Here is an 18,161-nt window from a genome sequence, read left to right as displayed (position 1 = left end):
TTAAGTTTGCGAACATTTATAACCCGAACAAAAACCAATTGTTTAACTCATGAAACCAACATTCTGTAAGCTAGCAACTGTTAGCCTATGTTCATTACTGTTATTTTCCTGTGCCAAGAAAGAAAGTGCCCTAACGGAATCTATCAAATCTCAGGAAGGCCTTCCTACAAATGGAATAAGCATTAACAAAGGTCAACACGACTACTTAAACTCAATATTCGCTGATGAGAAACTTACAAGTAGTTTTATTGCCCAACTTAAGGACAGTGTTCAAAATCTATCTAGTGCAAAAACTGCAAGTAACTATGATGCAGCTTATCCAGATCAGTTTAATCCCGCTTATACGGATGACGCCTATGCGACTTATGAAGGTGATCCAATGGGAAGTCTTGGAGGACCCACTACCCGTACAAGGTATGATATCAAAATTGTACTAAATTATCGCGCCCGACCTGTCCAGCTGTATGTAGTACTACCTTTTTACTACAATGAGCAACAAACATCCCATCCCAATGCGACTCAGGCAGGCCCAGTTACTCAACAAATTTTGGGAAGTAACATTGGTATCGTCGAAACTCCAACCCAACCTTATTTAAATATTAGGGAAGATGTTTATGCCTGGTTCGGTAATGCTGCCGGTGATTTAATTGAAAAAAGAACATTAATATTCACTTCGGATGGTACGACTATTGTAAAAGGAGGTATAAATGCTGCCGGTGTAGAAGTTGGTGCAGAAATATCTAATGGGGTTAAGGTTGAAAGCACTACTAACTCTATAAGTGATTTTCAGTGGGATGTAACTTACAGAGTAAGCTTTTTATATCTCAATCAACAATATAACCCGAATGTAACCTATAATTTACATTCAACAATTTACGGTAAAATTCCTTAATAAAACTTGTAATACATATGAAATATTTCGCTTGGATAATCATAATTTACTTGCCTTTTATAGCCTCTTGTCAAGATAAATCTAAGATAAATATTAAGGCTCAATATATTTCACTATTTCTGAAAGATTCAACTGGTAACGGCTATTGGAAGGACATTCAAAAAACACCTGCTGGTGATTTTTTATGCCAAGAACAAGGTAATGGAAATTTGATTATCCACTTTAATAGGTTTGATCCACAATCTGAATTTATAAATGCGACCAAAAACTACACTGACGTGATACCAAAGATCCAAAATGATATATGCGGATTCAGGTTTAAGGGAATTTATTACCTTGAATCACAACCTGTAGATATTGCCTATGCAATGTATTATGATACAAAACGTCCTAATAGCTTAGTAATTGTTAAATACGCTGGGCAAACTATTATCGGCGCCAATTTCCATTCAGACAAACAGGCCAATCCTTTAAAAGAGGCGAATATTCGATTTTAATTTCGTTATCTGGAGTAATAAAAAGCAGGCTCTAATTATGAAGAGCCTGCTTTTTTCTTTTATAGAAATATTAAAACTATGATCTCCTCCAACCTGCAGAACGCCCAATTTCTACTATCAGTGTACCCAAGGCTATAATTCCGGCACCAATTGACACCCACACCATCAACTTATTACTAAAAATTCCTGCAGATTTTGATCCATTTTCTAATTTTCTATCATGCTTTCTTTCTGCCGATACCGAACTCAATGCAGCTTCCATTCTACGCTACTACCGACTACGCTTTCAGATAGAGTTCCTGATAAGGGATGCTAAACAACATGCGGGACTGGACCAATTTCAGGCAAGAAGTGGAAATAAACTATCATTCCATTTCAATATGGCATTTACAACCGTAAGTATCGTAAAGGCTACTTTCTGGCTAAGGCTCCCAATAAATAAACGAGGCGCCTTCTCAATGAGAAATATCAAGTTGGCCTATTACAATAAGTTTTTAGCGGATCGAATTTTTACAACTTAGGTCTGGCACTAAGTTGTAAAAAAATAAAACAGCTATATCACAAATGCCTGGATACAGACCCTTTAGCTACCTGATTTATTGCCGAAGTATTGTTACCTTCGGAAACTTTAAAATACTAGAGTTCTCCCCTGCTGCTTCCACCTTAAAAACAAAAATTCATTTACCCGCGCCCAGCTTAAATAATTCCTTCCTGGACGCCGCCAGCCAATCCATTCTCCCAATCAAATAAGGCCGCACCTTGACAGGTACAGCCTTATTTGAGAAGGATTCACTCGTAACTTAATTAACAGCATCAATCGCCTCACGTAGTGCCTTCGCTGCAGCAGCAGGATCCTGAGCAGCATAAATCGCCGCACCGGCCACCGCAACCTGTGCACCTGCTTTAATCACCGCCTGTACATTCTGGAGGTTTACACCACCTGCGATAGATACCGGTGTGTTAGCTTTTGATGCCTCATCTATCAAAACCTGAATTGAATATCCTGGTGTCCATTGTTCATCCAGACCTGCGTGCAGTTCTACGAAAGTAGCACCCAGTTCAGCTGCTTCTCTAGCTCTTGTCACACGGTCAGGAGCGCCGATAGTATCTACTACCACACCTTTACCATGTGCCTTTGCAGCTTTCACCGCACCTGCGATAGTCGCATTACCTGCTACGCCTAATACAGTTACCAGGTCAGCACCTGCTTTGAAAGCGATATCTGCTTCCAGTTCACCAGCATCAGCAGTCTTCAGGTCAGCAAATACGATTTTATCAGGATGCGCTTTTTTCATTGCAGTGATTACACTGACACCCATATTTTTGATCAGGGGAGTACCCAGTTCAATGATATCTACATAAGGGGCTACTTTACCCGCCAGTGCCAATGCTTCTTCAGTAGTGAGCAGATCTATTGCTACTTGTAATTTTGCCATATTGATAGTTTAAATTTTTGTTTTATTTCAATGAGGAGGTTGTTCTGTCCGAAGGAGGTGATTCCATGTTAGCATGTTGTTTCCACAATATTTTCACGGAGATGTAACCCTGTCCAACAGACATTATTCCATGTTAGCATGTTGTTTCCACATTATTTCAGCTGGGATATTACTGAACTTCCATAGTGTCTGGAAGACAGCATCCCCTACAAACAACACATTTTGTTCAAATAAGCTACCTGCATATTGTTCAGAGATCGCGCCGTGAAAATCCTGTTTCTGTGCAGCAGGGATGATCACCACCAGTTGTGCAACATTTGCCAGCGGCGATTTATTTGTAGTAGACAACACAGCTACGCTGGCACTTACGCTATGTGCTTTCTCTGCTGCTTTTACAATAGCGCTGGTAGTACCAGAGCCGGAAGCTGCCAGTAACAGGTCACCTTCCTGGATAGCTGGTGTAGTGGTCTCTCCTACTACATGTACATTCAATCCAAGATGCATGAAGCGCATCGCGATGGCGCGCATCATCAGTCCGGTTCTGCCTGCGCCTATTACAAAGACCCTTTTTGCCTGTTGGAGCATGAGTGCGAGAATGGCCAATTCATCAATTGATATTTGAGTGGCCAGTTTTGTATTTTCTTCCAGGATCATGGGCAGGTCGGCGCGTAATCGCTCTGCCAGTGCGCTTTTATCAGATGTGAACATGTGTACAAAATTAGGTATTATAGTACCGTCTGCTTTATACAATCACCGCAAACACTTGGATAATAAGGAAATGCGGGCGATCATTTTTCCCTAAAATCCCACCTAATGGGAAAATTATCCAATGCGGGGTTCGTACCTTTACAAAATGAGAGTCGAAGAGAATAATGTGCAACTGGACCGGGCGTTGTTATATATCCGTAATCTGGATAGTTGTCCGCCGAGTTATTTATATGATCCTGCGAGGAAAGATTTCTTTGAAGTGCTGTGGTTACAGGATGAATATCCTTTGCATCAGACCACGCCAGAGCTGGCGGCGGTACGTGGGCAATGGGTATACCTGATGCCGCCGTATAGGGTACATCAGTTGAATAAAGCGGGGAAGAAAGGGATCTTGTTCTCTTTTAAAAGAGAGCTATTAGAAGAAGAAGATAAAGAGTTTGCGCTGGATGTATTCAGGATCTTTAATATCAGTGGAGAGTTTACGATCATGCAGTTGACACCTGACAAGGTGGAACGGTTGAATAAAGTATATGAACTACTGGAAGCAGAATACAAAGACAACTCCGGCAATCTGGCGATGATCAAGTCATTATTGAAAGTGTTCCTCTTACATCTTATAAAGATGAAGAATGAGGAGTTCACCTCGCTGAATATAAATCAAAAGCGTGCATATGAGTTCTTATTATTGTTAGAAGATCATTACATAGAAGAACGGAATATGCAGTTCTATGCAGACAAACTTGGGTTGAGTGCAAAGCGGTTGAACCAGGTGCTGAAAGAGGTGCTGAATGCAACGAGTATTCAACTGCTGCATGACAGGCTCATTTTAGAAGCGAAGCGACAGATTATACATAGTGAGAATAGTATAAAGGAGATCGCGTGGGTATTAGGGTTTAAAGACAGGCCGTATTTTAGCCGGTTCTTTAAGGTACATACCGGGCAGACGCCGGAGGCGTTTCAGAAGCATGTGAAACGTCATGTAGAAACGTTGCAGAATACATTGGTTAGTTAATTATTTTAACCCTGTAGTAAATAATAATAAATAGAAAAGGACTCCTTATTCAGAAGTCCTTTTCTACAAGGTGGGTCGTTGGCGGGACGATAATCGAACACTCCGACCCTTTATTTACTTGGATTGAACAAGTCAAACACGCAATACACCTTGATTTTCAACTCTTTAAAAAAACAACAACAATTTATACTAAAAAGCTATCTTCATTAGGAGAACATCATCTAAGTTGACCACTCAATTCGTATACCTAAGCATTCTTAATCTTCCCCAAACTCATCTATCATGCAGATCTGGCCAAAGATATGCTGAGCGGTACCCATCAGTTATTTGGATATTAAGGTAAAAATACGATCCGGACCGATCCGGCGAATCCTACTTATACGATACAGGAAGTACACAATATGGCAAAGGTGTTGAGATGGACCAGCAAACCAAGGCGCTGAAAGGATTAATTATTCATCAAACAACGCTATTCTCAATATCTACTTTAGATCCCGTAAAAAGAAAATAAACTCACACCATAGTTATCCGCAATTTTCACCGATTTAGCACCACCCATCACCTTATATATTGCAGAAAAATCAATCGTCTCTTTACCCCTGAAAAGGTCCGCAAGATCAGCCTTTAAAGTGATCTTCCCATTATCCGATTTTCCGGCCGGTATCTTTACCTCCTGCACACGGATAGAATTTGCTGCAGCTTTAATTCCACCTATATCAAATGATATTTTCCCTGTAGGCGACTGCGGTGAAGTACCTTCCAGTTTCAGGAAAATATAACCACTATTCCAGGTCCAGAACATTTTATTAGCAGGATCAAGCGCCCCGGTTTGTGCACCCGATACATTGCGGGCACTATCTACTCCAAGAATAAATTTAATGCTGGCGATTTTTTCTTTGGGAAAATCTGCAATTGTGATGCTGGTACTGCTGTTATCTTCAGCATTGACCAGGTAATAGGCTGCCGGCAATGTGATCTCATGACCATTAGCTGTGACCATACTAAAATTGCTTACATAATATTTCAATTTTGACACAGTAAAGGTGTCGCCATGTTCGTTGCGATATTTTTTATTGTTCAATACCAGTGGCACACCATTAATCATATGCTTAAAGGAAATAGTCATTGTCCTTTTTGCATGCGTTGAATATCCACTAAACTGCACAGCCAATAAAACAATTAAAATGAATAAACGTTTCATACTATCTTTTTTTAGATTTAAATTTCCGGCCTAACCATATGAGTGTGCCAGTAACTGGCAGACTGGCGGCAAAGAGAGACGCAAGAAAAGCGATCACCTTTCCGGGAAGCCCACCTATAGCACCCACATGCATGTCAAAATTCATCCGTTTGATCTTATCTGCCGGAGTTGCATAGGCATATAAACCATTGCCAAAACCACTTCCCTTCCCGTTTACTTCTTTACCTGAATACTGATCAAAGTACCTGGTATCGCGCCTGTAACGGGTGGTATGATCAGGGTTAAAATACAACGTGATTACATCCTCCCGTTTCACAGGAAAGTAGATCACTACACTGTTGGATTCATTTAAAGGCACCTGTGCCATCTGACGCATCCAGATACTATCGACCATATTTTCAACCGGCATTGGCTTCCCGGATTTCCCTTTATGCGTCATGACCATTTTACGACCACCAGAACTTATGAAATATACTGATCTGGCAAACCATTGATAACCGAATACAAGACCGGTCAGACAAATGATCAATAAAAACAGGACGCTGTAAAAACCCAGCACATTGTGCAGGTCATAATTGACCCTTCTCCACCTGGCTGTCCATCGGATGGTTAAACCCGCAAGCAGCTGGTTCCTTTTTTTAGGCCACCATAATATAGTGCCAGTGATAAGCAGGAACAGGAACATTAAAACGGCAGCAGGGACAATCACTTTACCAATATTTTCAGGCAACCATAGGTAATAGTGTCCTTTCAGGATAAAGCGAAAAAAGTCCTTTTTCATATCCATAATACCCAATACCTTACCGGTATGGGGATCGAGGTATACCACTTCTGATTCCGAGCGCTTTTTCGCACCCTGCATATTGACTGCTACCGGATGTTGAACACCCTCCCAGGTAATGTAGGCCGCCTTTTGCCCATGGGCTGCACGCGCCTTTTCAGCCAGTACGGAAGGGGGTAATAAGGAGCCGGCAGAAGTAATATTTTGGAGATAAGGATTGGTAGCATACCTTATCTCATCTTCAAATACAAGTATGCAACCTGTAACACTGACAATGAAAACAACTATTCCCGAAACCAGGCCCAGCCATAAATGCAGCTTTCTGATCATGGTTTAAAATTTTAATGCCAGTGAACCTGATATGCGCAAAGGCATTTGCGGTGATAAACTCAGCCAGTAACGTTTGTCTGTCAGATTATCAGCTTTCAGCGCGATACGGTACCTGGATCTGTTGTAAAAAACAGATGCATTCAGGATTGTAGCTGCCGGTACGTTCAGGCTATTGGCGTCGTCATAAAAGGTCTGACCATAGTAGTTGGCACCCAATCCGGCGCCAAGGCCGGCTGCAGCGCCCTGCTGTAATGTATAACTGACCCAGCAGTTTGCTACATTGAAAGGTACATTGGCCGGACGATGACCTTCTATATCCGCATCAGCTGCTGTATAACGGCTGTCATTGTAACCATAACCAGCTACGAAATTCAATCCTCTGGCAGGAGTCGCGATCATCTCTATTTCAGCCCCTTTGCTACGCTGGGTGCCATCCTGGATAGAGAAGTCTGGTTGTTCCAGGTTGGTACGCAACACATTTTTAACCTCAATATCATAATAACTAATGCTGGCAGTCAGCTTTTTTTCGAACAGTTCTGCCTTTATACCTCCCTCCCACTGATTGGCCTGTTCCGGCTTGAACGCTTTACCATTGGCATCTTCTCCCGTCTGGTTGGTAAAGCCATTCATATAATTGGCGAATAATGACAACTGATCTTTTACCACCTGGTACACAATACCCAGTTTAGGAGACCATGCACCCTGATGATAGGCGCCTGTAGTAGCCCCTGTAGTAGACTTATAGGAACCACGGTTGTCGTAATAATCATATCGCAAACTTAACATCACATCTAAACGGGAAGTTAATTCTATGACATCAGATGCATATGCTGCGTAAACATTGGTTTTATTAGCAGAGGGGGATACGGCCAGCCCTTTTGCCACTGCGAGTAACTGTTCCCTGTTCACATACGGCGTCGCTGCTTTTCGGAAATTGACAGTATCATAAATACCTTTGCTGGCGTTGTTATAAAGGAAATACTGGCGCTGCAGCACATCCAATCCCAATAATACGCGGTGCCGGATACTTCCTGTATAAAAATTACCTGTGAAGTTCTGCTGAATATCCATTGCTTTGGTGTCGTAATTGATCTTACCCGTTCTGCGCTGGATCATGCTATCGTTCATGACATATGGAGTAAAGGCCAGCCGGTCGTACTTATTATTGGCCCAGGATACGTTGGTTTGCGATGTCCAGTTATCATTGATACGATAATTGATCTGTCCATAGTAGCTTACCGCCCCTCCTTCCATATAAGCTTCGTTGGTAAAGAAAGATCTTTTATAAATGCTGTTCAGCTGCCGTACGTCCGTGACGCCGGAACCTGAAATAATATTATACAGGGGAACCTGTGTGGCATTGCGGTGGTAATATTCAGCTTCCAGTATAATCGTCGTGCGATCATTCACCTTGTACGAGATAACAGGATTGACCAGGTAATTATGGGCATACCCATAATCCTGGAAAGATTCTTCCCTGTGTGCTGCTGCATTTATCCTGAGCAGCAGGCTGGAATCTTTGTTGACTGGCGTATTCAGATCGGCAGTGAAACGATTCAGTCCAAATCCGCCGTTGGTATAACTTACTTCGCCGCCAAAGGCTTTAAAAGGGCGTTTTGTAACCCTGTTCACCAATCCTCCATAAGAGATCAGGCTACTGCCGTATAAAGTTCCTGAAGGACCTTTAATGACCTCTACCCGTTCCAGGTTAGCAGGGTCTATATCCATGTACAAAGGACTTGTAATACCATTGCGGATATATCCTGATTCGGCAAATCCCCTGAGCATATATACGTTTCTACCGTTATCGACCCTGGCACCGGGCGCAGCTCCGGGTGCATTGCGCATGGCTCCTGCAAAATCAGTGGTGACCTGTTCCACCATCAGCTCTTTGGAGATCGTAGCATACACCTGTGGATTTTTTAAATTTTCCAGCGGCATTTTGGCCACATAAGGAGACTCCTTTTTGTAAAATTTGTTTTGCCTCGCGCTGTTGACTGTGATTTCCTGTAGTTGTGCGGCAGACTGGTCGAGTGTTACGACAGATAGTGCCGTCGTTTTTCCGGCTGTCACCTGTACCTGCCGGTGTACAGGCTTGATACCGATGTAAGAAAAAATAATTTCGTAATTACCCGCAGGTAATTTTAACTCAAAGTAGCCCTCCTCAGAGGTAATGGTCATAAATTTTGTGTCTTTTGCAATGATACTGACACCTTCTGCTGGCTGACCATCTGATGATAACACCTTCCCTTTGATAGTGCCTGTAACTACAATGCCCTGTGCATTTGCACAAAACAGCAACAACATCACAGTTAGCAATGCTTCTCTGAACAATTTCAACATGATTCCCAATTTTTATTTAAAACAAATATGTCACATGTACCATCGCACGGTTACCCGCTTTTACCTGCAGGTTAGCCAGGTGCTGAGAAATCACCGGCTGAAAGTTAGCGCCTGCCGATATACGGCCAAATGTTGCCTCTCCACCAATGGTCCCCATCAATGAATAACCTCCGGACTGATCGATGGTATATTTTTTATTTTCTGTGTCTTTGACGGCGGTCTCATAGAGTATACCGGCGTTTGGAGCGATAGATACTTTATTATTGATCCTGAATTTATAATAAGCCAGAATATTGCTGCTGAACTTATTACCATACCGGTAATCATACTTGTTACTGGTGTTCATTTTATAACTCAGGTTCATATTTACCCCAAAGTCCATAAGTCGTACATCATACATCAGATGTACTGAGAAGTCGGTGCTGGCTGTGCCTAACTGGAAGTTATTCGGTGTATTTTCATTCTCTTCATGTTCTGTCGATTCATATTTTCCGGTAGGCACTTTGATACCTGCGCCCACCCAAAGGGATTGTACCAGTAGCTGGTCATTACCGGTGGTGGTCCGGGTATCTAACAGTTGATAATAGCCGACTACGGCAATGTCACCAATACCTGAACGGTGCATAGTTACACCCTGATTTTCCCTGCTATTAAAATTAACCGGCACAAATCCCAATACCCGGAACCGTTTACCAATGTTCCAGCCACCCCACAGCTCTGCTGTCTGGTAGGTTTCATCTGTGGTGAGGTAAGAAGTGGTTCCCCCCACGCCAAGATGAGACCGTAGGGTTTTATATTGGTAACGTAAGCCCAGAAAACGTTTTTTAAAGTCGGGTAGAATGCCTATATAATAACTGCCCACACCGCATCCGCAGATGTCACAGGCACGTACTATGTATGATGCCATTAACAATATTACCAGCAGCGTCAGTTTCTTTTTCATAATTACTGTGATTCTTCTGAGAATCGTTTATCTGTGATAAATGTTTTATCGTTGAGGGTATTCAGGAATGCCAGCAGGTAAGTTTTCTCATCTGCGGTGAGCGGTATCCCCAAAACACCATTTTGTTTTAGCAAAGGGTCGAGGGTCGTCATATCCTGCACTTCGCTGTTGTAATGCTCTAATACACCAGCCAGTGTGTAAAACCTGCCGTCATGCATATAAGGCGCCGTATAGCCAAGATTACGGAGGCTGGGCACCTTAAATTTGTACATATCAGCAGCATTTACAGTCACATCGTACCTGCCCTGGTCATTGTTCGGACCTACCCCGATACCATTGTTCCTGAAGCTATAATCAGTGAACAGTGGTGCAGGATGACAGCTGCTGCATTTCTGTTCAAATAGCACATAGCCTTTCTGTTCGTCCGCAGTGTAAGTAGCTCCCCATCCATTTTGTACAGAGTCGTATCTGGAATGGTTGCTCACCAGCATCACCATGAACTGCGAAAAGGCTTTCATCAACCGGGAGGTAGTGATCTCTTCACTGCCATAAGCATTTTTAAACAGCGCCGGGTATTCTGAAGTAGCTCTGAGTTTATTCATGACATTTTCCACAGTTTCATCCATTTCTACCTCGTTGGTGATAGGTGCGATGGGTTGAAGATCCAGGTCAAATACCCCACCGTCCCACATGAATGAAGTATTCCATGCAAGGTTCATGATGGGAGGCGCATTTCTCTTGCCCAGGCGATCGTCAATACCATGACTTACATCATGACCGTGGTGGGTGAAGGCAGATGTTTGTAAATGACAGAAACCACAGGAGATAGTATTATTCCGGGACAGGCGCGCATCATAAAATAGTTTACGGCCGAGAATGAACCCATCTTCGGTGATTGTATTATTGGCAAGGTTGTATACAGGCTCCGGGAAATTGGCTGGCTGTTCAAAGCCTATAAAGGCCGAAATTTCGTCTTTTTTGTCACAGGCGTACAGGAAGACCACAAACGCCAGTAAGAGCCGGTATTTAAGGCTAATTTTCGGTATGGTCATGTGTAAACATTTTCTGGTAATTGTTAGCCACATTCACACTATAATCGCTGACCATAATAGTAGACCATTCTGCAAGGCTGATATTGGTGGTGCCGTTAAAGACCTTGAGTATATCTGCCATGAGGTGAATGTTAGGGACACGGCCATCTACTACTTTGGCAGTACCGGCAGCTGTGAGGTCTACTGTGATCGTTTTAATGTTATTGAAAGTAACAGCATTATAACCACCAAAACCACCGATATGGTAACGGAATTTATGCTGACCACTGGCATCGATCGGAGCTGCATCAGAAGTTCCCTCCATTTTCAGGAAGATGTAACCGCTGTTCCATCCCCAATACATGCCCTCATCCATACCGCCGGAAGGATCGAGTACACCTGTGCGTTTAGAAATATCCATCGTGCTGCGCAGGCTGTCTACCCCAAGTACAAAGGTGAGGGAGGTATATTCTCCTTCGGGAACATGGACTTTTACGAACTGACTTGTGCCATCTTCTTCTGAGATGAGGAAATAACTGCTATCCTGTGGCACGGTATAGGTTTCACCGCTACTGTTCTTTACACTGATATTGCTTACAAAATATTTGAGAATATCCACAGAGAATTTTTCTCCGGCGGCGTTCGTATAAACACCTGTGCCCAGCTGAAGATTTCTATCTCCTGCAATGTTGTCAAACTGTATAGAGAGGGTGCCTTTTACACTGCTATCCGGCGTAACGGTTTCTTTGCTACAGGCAGTGAATGCGATAAGGGCCAGTAAGAATAATTTCTGCTTCATTTTATGGTTGTTTTAAAGCTGTATTGTGAATAAAGGCGGTATCTGTCAGTGTATGCAGGAATGCGATAATAGCAGTCTGGTCATCTGAGCTGAGTGGTTCTTTGTTCAATAAAATAGTATCGGTAGTTGGCGAATGCTTTATACCATTGCTATAATGTTGTAATACGGCAAACAGGTCTGCAAAGCGGCCATCGTGCATATAAGGAGCCGTAAGGGCGATGTTTCTGAGTGTTGGTGTCTTGAATTTTCCAAGGTCGGCAGAATCGTACGTGATCCGGAACCTGCCCTGGTAAATTCCTTCCAGTGCATCGCTGGAGAAATCGCTGTCAATACCATTATTATGAAAACTATTGTCAGTAAAGAGTACTCCGCTGTGACAGGAACGGCAGTGATTATTAAACAAGGTCAATCCTTTCTGCTCCTGTATATTCAGTTGCTGTTGATCATAGGCAGAGTTAGCCGAGATTAGTGTTCTTTCAAACTGTGACAGTGCTTTCAGAATATTAGCGGTTGTAATTTCACTATTGAAAGCTGATTTGAACCGGCGCACATACTCCGGTACTTCATTCAATTCGGAAATGAGTTCGTACAGGTTCTGGTGCATTTCATCTTCGCTGGTAAGGGGGCCAAGGGCCTGCGATTCCAGGTTGGTAGAGCCTCCTTCCCAAAACAGGCCGTTCGTGGCCCAGGCAAGGTTAATGAGTGCAGGTGCTGACCGGTGAAGCTGTTTGCCTGATACGCCGATATCGCTCAGCGCAACCCCGTCAGTAAATGCCAGGTTTTGCTGATGACAGCTGGCGCAGGATAGTTTGTTATTACCGGAAAGCCGGGTATCATAAAACAACAGGCGTCCCAGTTCAATCCCCTCTTTAGTCAGCGGATTGTCTGGTGTAGCTGGCAAAGCAGGGAAATACCCCGGAATGCTGATGACAGCTGCCGGGGTATTTTGTGTTTTTGAACAGGCGATTATGGCCAGTGTAAATATGCAGATCAATATTCTCATTTGGCAATAGTGGTGGCGGTGATAGCCTTAGTGCTGTAGTTGTCTGCAACCTGTGTCATCACGGCAGGTACTGAAGCGCCTATTGTCGGAGTGGTTGCCAGATCCAGGCCGTCAATGATCTTCGTAACATCCACGGAAAATTTGATATTCGTTGTGGAAGCGGCATTGATGGTAACACTGCCGGGCAACGTAATGGTGATCGTACGGTAGTTGGTATTCAAACCAGTTTCTACTGCTATAGCAGTGCTGTTACGGGTACCTTTCAGGGAACTGAAGATATAGCTGGTGTGCCACATCCAGGATACATTCGTCATACCGTTTAACTGGGAGAGTTCGCCTGCCTGCAGACTTAAATTATCATTATATACAGCGTCTATACCGATGGAAAAAGTAATGCTCTTATACGTTCCGGCAGGAATATCGCTAATGGTCACATCTTCTCTTTTTGTGGCAGGATATTCAAAACTACCGTCCTGCACAGCGATCGCATTATTCTCTTCCAGCAGGTAATAAGAAGAAGGCACTTTATAGGTGTTCCCATCAGTATTGGTAAGCGTTACATTACTCACCCAATAGCGCAGCTGCGTGAAATTGTAAGTAGCGCCATTGATCGTGACATCCTTATTTAAAGTAAAATCGTCGCTACCCACCTTTGAGTCGAAGGTCAGTACAGTCTGACCATTCAGCGTATCAGAGGTGTCTTTGTCATCATCTTTGCTACAGGCCGAGAATAATATAGTTGCGAACGACAGCAGAATAGAAATTTTTTTCATGAATGATTGTGTTTGAAATTGGGCAATAGAATATTATTATGCATTCGGGTGAATGCAAATCAGGTTGAATTTTTATGATATAAAGATTTCCTGCTTATCCGCAGCGTTGACTGCGCATAAGAAAATCAGGATCATGCTTTTTCAGCCGCCGGAAAGAAATGATTCAATTCCGCATACTGAAAAGACATGAACATACCGGAACAGGTACCGGCAGGTACTGCATTTAAAACTGAAAAGTAAATTTTATGGAACAGACACTAGGCTCCCGGGGGATGAAATATAGATGTAGAGCCACTTATAGGGTATCCTATGATAAGAGGTGTATAATATGCTTTTGAAATAGTAATAACAGGTGAAGCTAATGTAATAGTGGCCAGGCCAGGTATAAAATGTTCGCTTTTATTTTCTGCGCGACGTTCAGGGTTTTCCTGGTTTCTCTTTTCTTCCTCATTCAGTTGTTTCCTCATCTGGCAATGACCATTACAGTGCATCTGAGGGTTATTCCTGTTGATACAAAGGTTTTTGGCTATATATTCCTGGTTAAGGTAAAATTCAAACATTACCAGATAACGGCCCGACAGCTGGCAAAGCCAGAGCAGCAGCAGGAAAGCCGTTATTAGTTGTTTGCGCATTAAGTTCCTGAATTTGTAGAATTGTATGCAAGTTATATATAAATTTCGAAAAGAAGGTGGCAAAAGTCATACGATTGCACACTCACTTAAAAATAATATTTACAGCAATGTATCCATTATTGATTTTGAATGAAGCATTACCTTAAATTTATTATATTTTGTTAACTGCATAACTCAGGATATGAAAAGTATGCTGCTCAAGCCGGCAACATACTTTTCAAAAAAACAGCTTACTTTACCACTGCCAGCAAGTTCCTATATCCCGCAATCAACACCCCGACCGTAATCAATAAATAAATCAGCGCCGACCTGGATAAAGGACTCCATCCAAATCCTGCGTACTGCTTTGGCACGAACCTCGGAATAGCATCCACATCGTCATTATTAAATGTGCGATACGTAGAATCATACGCCATTTTAGGATAATAAAACCTTTGCGTCACCTTCCTGAAAGTATCCACATCTGTACTAAAGCTGTTAAACTGGTGCCAATGCGTGCCCGCCAGTGTCGTCAGCTGCTCCTGTAGCATCAAAGCCGGACTTGCCAGCTGAAAACTACTGATCGCCTCCTGCTGCCGCTCAATCTGCCCATACAATTTCCGCTCCGCCACTTCAGCCGCCGCATCTTTAATCTCCTGGCTCTTATACACAATCACTCCATATCCATACACCATCCCTGGCGTAACTATAGATGCCTGGCGTATCATTGTACGTGGATTATTGAATACATCCTTCGTCAGTTCCTGCCCATCCTTCTCAAAATAACTGTTCAACGCCTTCCTTTCCTCAATCACCATCGAAATTCTGCTTGGAATAGGATACATCTTATTTAACCCGATCTGCAAAACATTTGGTACAATGATTCCCGTAAACAACCAGATAAAGATCAACGTCATCGCATTCACGGCAGAACTCATCGAAAAGCTATTTACCAGCATCGACAATGAAAACCAGAAAGCAAAATACAGCGACACACACGCCACCATCCACCACCAGTTATCCGAAAAAACAAATGCACTCCCTATCAAAACCATTAATACGGGAGTCACCACCAGCCAGAAGAAAACAGTAAACAACAAAAATCTTATCCCCACTCTTGAGAAGATCAACCTCGCCAGTGATTGATTGCTTGTTTTCAATAATACCCATGTACCCTGTTCCTTCTCTGAAGAAAGCACATTATAGGAGAAAATAATAATGAGCAAAGGAAACAGGTACACCACCACAAAAGAAAAATCAAAGTTTCCAATGAACTGCAAAAAACTATTCTCAATCTCCCCGTCATACGTCAGGTATTGCTTCTTATTGATATACACCTTGTAGTAAAAAGGCTGAATATCACTTTGTCCGATACTCAATGCCTGCAAAGGGAATGGTTGCTTGATCGCAAACTGCGGGCCCTCATTCCTCGCGGTATTATAAGCAAAAGTAGGATCGTCCCAGATAAATCCCGGGTACACCATATGATTCGATTCAATACGATGTATCCTTTGCCGCAGACTATCCGTAATCTCAGTATCATACTGCTTAATTTTCTGAATCGTCCCCAGCTGCTTTTTATACATGCTGCTTCCAATCCACAAGGAAGCCAGCAAAATAAAAAAGATGATCGTAAATAAATATACCAGCACCTTATTTCTGAGTAGTAACTTTATTTCATGTTTAATAATAATTCGTAGCATCACACAGACATTTTACGGTAAGAGAAGATCATTAGCCCTATAGTCAACACCCCCCAGCAAACCAGTACTGCCATCGCACTCCATGCTGCTAAAAAACGCATACCGGTACCAGGCGGCTCATATTTAAACTGTGGCACCGTTTTCCAGAAATCATTAGAAGCTTCCACATGATCCTGATAAAAATCATCAACAATAACTCCCACCTTCCTGCGGTGTATCTCAGCCTTCTCTGCAAAATCATTGTGCGTGTTCATGTCTGTAGCAGTCATATGCATAGAAAAATCCCTGAATGCCAGAAACGGGGAGAATATCGCCAGCGAACGTACTAATCCATCCTGTCTTGCCTGGTTCTGCTCCACCGCCGAATACGCTCTATCCATCACTTTTCCATCAGATTCTTCAAAGAATTCAATAGTGATCGGGATAAAAAATACCGGAAGGCGCTGAATACTATCGACATGATACGCCGCCAGGGTTCTCTTCAGCAATTGCTCCCGGCGTTGATCTTTCGTTCCTTCACCTTTCACGCCATATTGCATTTCATTGAAAGTCCTATGCTCAAACTCAATAGAAGTAATAGAAGGGAAGGTCTGCTTTGATACCTCCGCAGATAACCGTGGGGTCAAAAATACTCCTGTCAGCCAGAAACCGGATAAGATCACCAGTGATAACGTCGCACTCCTTGTGAGGAGCGATACAGATACCGCAATACTGGTCATAATTATCGCAAAAAGACAAAGCCCCACGACAAAGATCAGGAAGCTAGGTAATACTGCCCCGAAATGCCCGGTACCTGTCAGCAACAACCCAAAAGCCGCCAGCACGATAATACCTATGATCATAAAAACAACACTCAGACACGCCAGCAACTTTCCCATATACAACTGTAATTTCCCGGCCTTAGAGCTCAGCAACATCTTAATCGTTCCATTTTCCCACTCTTTGGAGAAAATGTTATGACATATTAAGAACACAAACAGCGGAAAGATAAATTGTACCAGGTAAGCAATATTGAAGAACCCAAAGCTCTTCAGACTCGTCGCATCTGTCACCTCCCTAAATTTTATAATGCCCCGCTTATGCGGTTCGAGGTAAAACGAATTGCCGGTATAATCCTCAATCCCATTGTCAATCATCGCCAGATCAGCAGTAGGCTTATATGCATAAAAACCAAAGTGAGCACCTAAATGCGGGTTTTTATTTCCCTGTGAAATAAACTGCTGATAAGTCACTTCCTGCGATTCCTTCAGCAACCGGCTATGGTTTTTATAATAGGTATATCCATTATAAACTGAAAGGATCGTAAGGATCAGCAGTCCGCCAATCATCCAGGATATTTTGGAAGTGCGGAAGATCTCTTTCAGCTCCTTTTTAAAAATAATCCTGATCATTACAAATTTTCTTTAACAACATCAATATAAAGCCTGGTCAGATCCGCATCAGAAACATCTGCTGCATGCATCTCATGCCGTAGTTTGCCCCTATGCATAATACCAATCCGGTTCCCGAGATTCTTCGCCATCAGCAGATCATGGGTCGCCATCAGGGTAGATACGCCCTGTTCACTCAGCCGCATAATGATCTGTGAAAACTCATTGCTGGCGTGTGGGTCCAACCCTGAAGTAGGTTCATCCAGAAAGAGTGCTTTCGCTTTTTTCACTAACGCAATCGCGATCCCAACCTTCTGACGCATCCCTTTAGAATAAGAGTTGACCCTTTTATCAAATGCAATGCTTTGCAGCCCCGCAGTGTGCATATAAGCAGTCAGTTCATCACGGGTGTATTTAAACCCGGAGAGCGCACTAAAATATTCCAGGTTCTCCATACCTGTCAACGTAGGATAAAGATTCACAATCTCAGGAATATAAGCGACCATATTTCGTGTGGCAGCATTATTGACATCCACTTCCTGTCCGTCAATCAAAGCCCGGCCTCCCGTAGCAGGAATAAATCCAAGAAAGATATTGATCGTAGTGGATTTCCCGGCTCCATTAGATCCCAGCATGCAGTATACTTCACCTGTCTTAATCTCAAGATTCAATTTATCCAAAGCGGTATAATCGCCGTATTGTTTTGTTAAGTTCTCTGCTATTAGCAT

At 42.8% G+C, this 18,161-nt stretch carries 18 protein-coding genes; 4 read left to right on the top strand and 14 right to left on the bottom strand.

Going from position 1 to position 18,161, the window contains the following annotated elements:
- Positions 1-49: 49 nt before the first annotated feature.
- From QQL36_RS18510 to QQL36_RS35705, 3 genes are all read left to right on the top strand, one after another.
- Complete coding sequence (locus QQL36_RS18510; protein WP_321566343.1) at positions 50-892, top strand: hypothetical protein; 843 nt, start codon at positions 50-52, stop codon at positions 890-892.
- A 17-nt stretch (positions 893-909) separates the two neighbouring features.
- Positions 910-1,389 (top strand): hypothetical protein, encoded by a 480-nt coding sequence (locus QQL36_RS18505; RefSeq protein WP_083722464.1) that lies wholly within the window; start codon positions 910-912, stop codon positions 1,387-1,389.
- A gap of 107 nt (positions 1,390-1,496) precedes the next feature.
- A complete protein-coding gene (locus QQL36_RS35705; RefSeq protein ID WP_143708819.1) occupies positions 1,497-1,910 on the top strand; it encodes a transposase in 414 nt (137 codons plus the stop codon).
- A gap of 279 nt (positions 1,911-2,189) precedes the next feature.
- Here QQL36_RS35705 and hxlA read toward each other — a convergent pair whose 3' ends face one another.
- Together hxlA and hxlB are read right to left on the bottom strand one after the other, a co-directional pair.
- Positions 2,190-2,825 (bottom strand): 3-hexulose-6-phosphate synthase, encoded by a 636-nt coding sequence (gene hxlA / locus QQL36_RS18500; protein WP_083722465.1) that lies wholly within the window; start codon positions 2,823-2,825, stop codon positions 2,190-2,192.
- A gap of 123 nt (positions 2,826-2,948) precedes the next feature.
- On the bottom strand, positions 2,949-3,533 hold the full coding sequence (hxlB, locus tag QQL36_RS18495; RefSeq protein WP_321566342.1) for a 6-phospho-3-hexuloisomerase: 585 nt from the start codon (positions 3,531-3,533) through the stop codon (positions 2,949-2,951).
- Between the two features lie 145 nt (positions 3,534-3,678).
- Between hxlB and QQL36_RS18490 the strand changes: the two genes are divergently transcribed.
- Positions 3,679-4,545 carry a helix-turn-helix domain-containing protein gene (locus QQL36_RS18490; protein ID WP_083722467.1) on the top strand — a complete coding sequence of 289 codons (867 nt, stop codon included), beginning with the start codon at positions 3,679-3,681 and terminating at the stop codon, positions 4,543-4,545.
- 487 nt (positions 4,546-5,032) lie between these two features.
- Here the strand turns inward: QQL36_RS18490 and QQL36_RS18485 are convergent, their stop codons facing one another.
- The 12 genes from QQL36_RS18485 to QQL36_RS18430 all read right to left on the bottom strand — a co-directional run bounded on the left by QQL36_RS18485 (position 5,033) and on the right by QQL36_RS18430 (position 18,161).
- The gene (locus QQL36_RS18485) at positions 5,033-5,746 is read right to left on the bottom strand and encodes an MbnP family protein (protein WP_321566341.1); all 714 of its coding nucleotides are present in this window, start codon (positions 5,744-5,746) and stop codon (positions 5,033-5,035) included.
- 1 nt (position 5,747) lies between these two features.
- Positions 5,748-6,857: a PepSY-associated TM helix domain-containing protein gene (locus QQL36_RS18480; RefSeq protein WP_321566340.1), complete on the bottom strand. Its 1,110-nt coding sequence runs from the start codon at positions 6,855-6,857 to the stop codon at positions 5,748-5,750.
- Positions 6,858-6,860: 3 nt separating this feature from the next.
- Positions 6,861-9,200: a TonB-dependent receptor gene (locus QQL36_RS18475; protein ID WP_083722470.1), complete on the bottom strand. Its 2,340-nt coding sequence runs from the start codon at positions 9,198-9,200 to the stop codon at positions 6,861-6,863.
- A 16-nt stretch (positions 9,201-9,216) separates the two neighbouring features.
- Positions 9,217-10,143, bottom strand: a complete 927-nt coding sequence (locus QQL36_RS18470) for a transporter (protein ID WP_083722471.1) — start codon at positions 10,141-10,143, stop codon at positions 9,217-9,219.
- A gap of 2 nt (positions 10,144-10,145) precedes the next feature.
- A complete protein-coding gene (locus QQL36_RS18465) occupies positions 10,146-11,195 on the bottom strand; it encodes a cytochrome-c peroxidase (RefSeq protein WP_083722472.1) in 1,050 nt (349 codons plus the stop codon).
- Positions 11,176-11,973, bottom strand: a complete 798-nt coding sequence (locus tag QQL36_RS18460; protein ID WP_320581698.1) for an MbnP family protein — start codon at positions 11,971-11,973, stop codon at positions 11,176-11,178. The genes QQL36_RS18465 and QQL36_RS18460 overlap by 20 nt, the downstream gene beginning before the upstream one ends.
- 1 nt (position 11,974) lies before the next feature.
- Complete coding sequence (locus QQL36_RS18455; RefSeq protein WP_321566339.1) at positions 11,975-12,976, bottom strand: cytochrome-c peroxidase; 1,002 nt, start codon at positions 12,974-12,976, stop codon at positions 11,975-11,977.
- Positions 12,973-13,749, bottom strand: coding sequence for an MbnP family protein (locus QQL36_RS18450; protein ID WP_083722475.1), 777 nt, complete (start codon positions 13,747-13,749; stop codon positions 12,973-12,975). The genes QQL36_RS18455 and QQL36_RS18450 overlap by 4 nt, the downstream gene beginning before the upstream one ends.
- 257 nt (positions 13,750-14,006) lie before the next feature.
- Positions 14,007-14,381 carry a hypothetical protein gene (locus tag QQL36_RS18445; protein WP_143708815.1) on the bottom strand — a complete coding sequence of 125 codons (375 nt, stop codon included), beginning with the start codon at positions 14,379-14,381 and terminating at the stop codon, positions 14,007-14,009.
- A gap of 230 nt (positions 14,382-14,611) precedes the next feature.
- Positions 14,612-16,063 carry a DUF3526 domain-containing protein gene (locus QQL36_RS18440; protein ID WP_321566338.1) on the bottom strand — a complete coding sequence of 484 codons (1,452 nt, stop codon included), beginning with the start codon at positions 16,061-16,063 and terminating at the stop codon, positions 14,612-14,614.
- Positions 16,063-17,454 carry an ABC transporter permease subunit gene (locus QQL36_RS18435; protein WP_321566337.1) on the bottom strand — a complete coding sequence of 464 codons (1,392 nt, stop codon included), beginning with the start codon at positions 17,452-17,454 and terminating at the stop codon, positions 16,063-16,065. The genes QQL36_RS18440 and QQL36_RS18435 overlap by 1 nt, the downstream gene beginning before the upstream one ends.
- Positions 17,454-18,161, bottom strand: coding sequence for an ABC transporter ATP-binding protein (locus tag QQL36_RS18430; RefSeq protein WP_321566336.1), 708 nt, complete (start codon positions 18,159-18,161; stop codon positions 17,454-17,456). The genes QQL36_RS18435 and QQL36_RS18430 overlap by 1 nt, the downstream gene beginning before the upstream one ends.

It is taken from the genome of Chitinophaga sp. LS1 (assembly GCF_034274695.1).
In the GTDB taxonomy this organism is placed as follows: domain Bacteria; phylum Bacteroidota; class Bacteroidia; order Chitinophagales; family Chitinophagaceae; genus Chitinophaga.
This window is presented reverse-complemented; position numbering and strand designations above follow the sequence as displayed.

Bases quoted from the DNA above. Each gene is read 5' to 3' on its own strand.
- QQL36_RS18510 (WP_321566343.1), top strand. From the start codon at position 50: ATGAAACCAACATTCTGTAAGCTAGCAACTGTTAGCCTATGTTCATTA.
- QQL36_RS18505 (WP_083722464.1), top strand. From the start codon at position 910: ATGAAATATTTCGCTTGGATAATCATAATTTACTTGCCTTTTATAGCC.
- hxlA (WP_083722465.1), bottom strand. From the start codon at position 2,825: ATGGCAAAATTACAAGTAGCAATAGATCTGCTCACTACTGAAGAAGCA.
- hxlB (WP_321566342.1), bottom strand. From the start codon at position 3,533: ATGTTCACATCTGATAAAAGCGCACTGGCAGAGCGATTACGCGCCGAC.
- QQL36_RS18490 (WP_083722467.1), top strand. From the start codon at position 3,679: ATGAGAGTCGAAGAGAATAATGTGCAACTGGACCGGGCGTTGTTATAT.
- QQL36_RS18485 (WP_321566341.1), bottom strand. From the start codon at position 5,746: ATGAAACGTTTATTCATTTTAATTGTTTTATTGGCTGTGCAGTTTAGT.
- QQL36_RS18480 (WP_321566340.1), bottom strand. From the start codon at position 6,857: ATGATCAGAAAGCTGCATTTATGGCTGGGCCTGGTTTCGGGAATAGTT.
- QQL36_RS18475 (WP_083722470.1), bottom strand. From the start codon at position 9,200: ATGTTGAAATTGTTCAGAGAAGCATTGCTAACTGTGATGTTGTTGCTG.
- QQL36_RS18470 (WP_083722471.1), bottom strand. From the start codon at position 10,143: ATGAAAAAGAAACTGACGCTGCTGGTAATATTGTTAATGGCATCATAC.
- QQL36_RS18465 (WP_083722472.1), bottom strand. From the start codon at position 11,195: ATGACCATACCGAAAATTAGCCTTAAATACCGGCTCTTACTGGCGTTT.
- QQL36_RS18460 (WP_320581698.1), bottom strand. From the start codon at position 11,973: ATGAAGCAGAAATTATTCTTACTGGCCCTTATCGCATTCACTGCCTGT.
- QQL36_RS18455 (WP_321566339.1), bottom strand. From the start codon at position 12,976: ATGAGAATATTGATCTGCATATTTACACTGGCCATAATCGCCTGTTCA.
- QQL36_RS18450 (WP_083722475.1), bottom strand. From the start codon at position 13,749: ATGAAAAAAATTTCTATTCTGCTGTCGTTCGCAACTATATTATTCTCG.
- QQL36_RS18445 (WP_143708815.1), bottom strand. From the start codon at position 14,381: ATGCGCAAACAACTAATAACGGCTTTCCTGCTGCTGCTCTGGCTTTGC.
- QQL36_RS18440 (WP_321566338.1), bottom strand. From the start codon at position 16,063: ATGCTACGAATTATTATTAAACATGAAATAAAGTTACTACTCAGAAAT.
- QQL36_RS18435 (WP_321566337.1), bottom strand. From the start codon at position 17,454: ATGATCAGGATTATTTTTAAAAAGGAGCTGAAAGAGATCTTCCGCACT.
- QQL36_RS18430 (WP_321566336.1), bottom strand. From the start codon at position 18,161: ATGCTAATAGCAGAGAACTTAACAAAACAATACGGCGATTATACCGCT.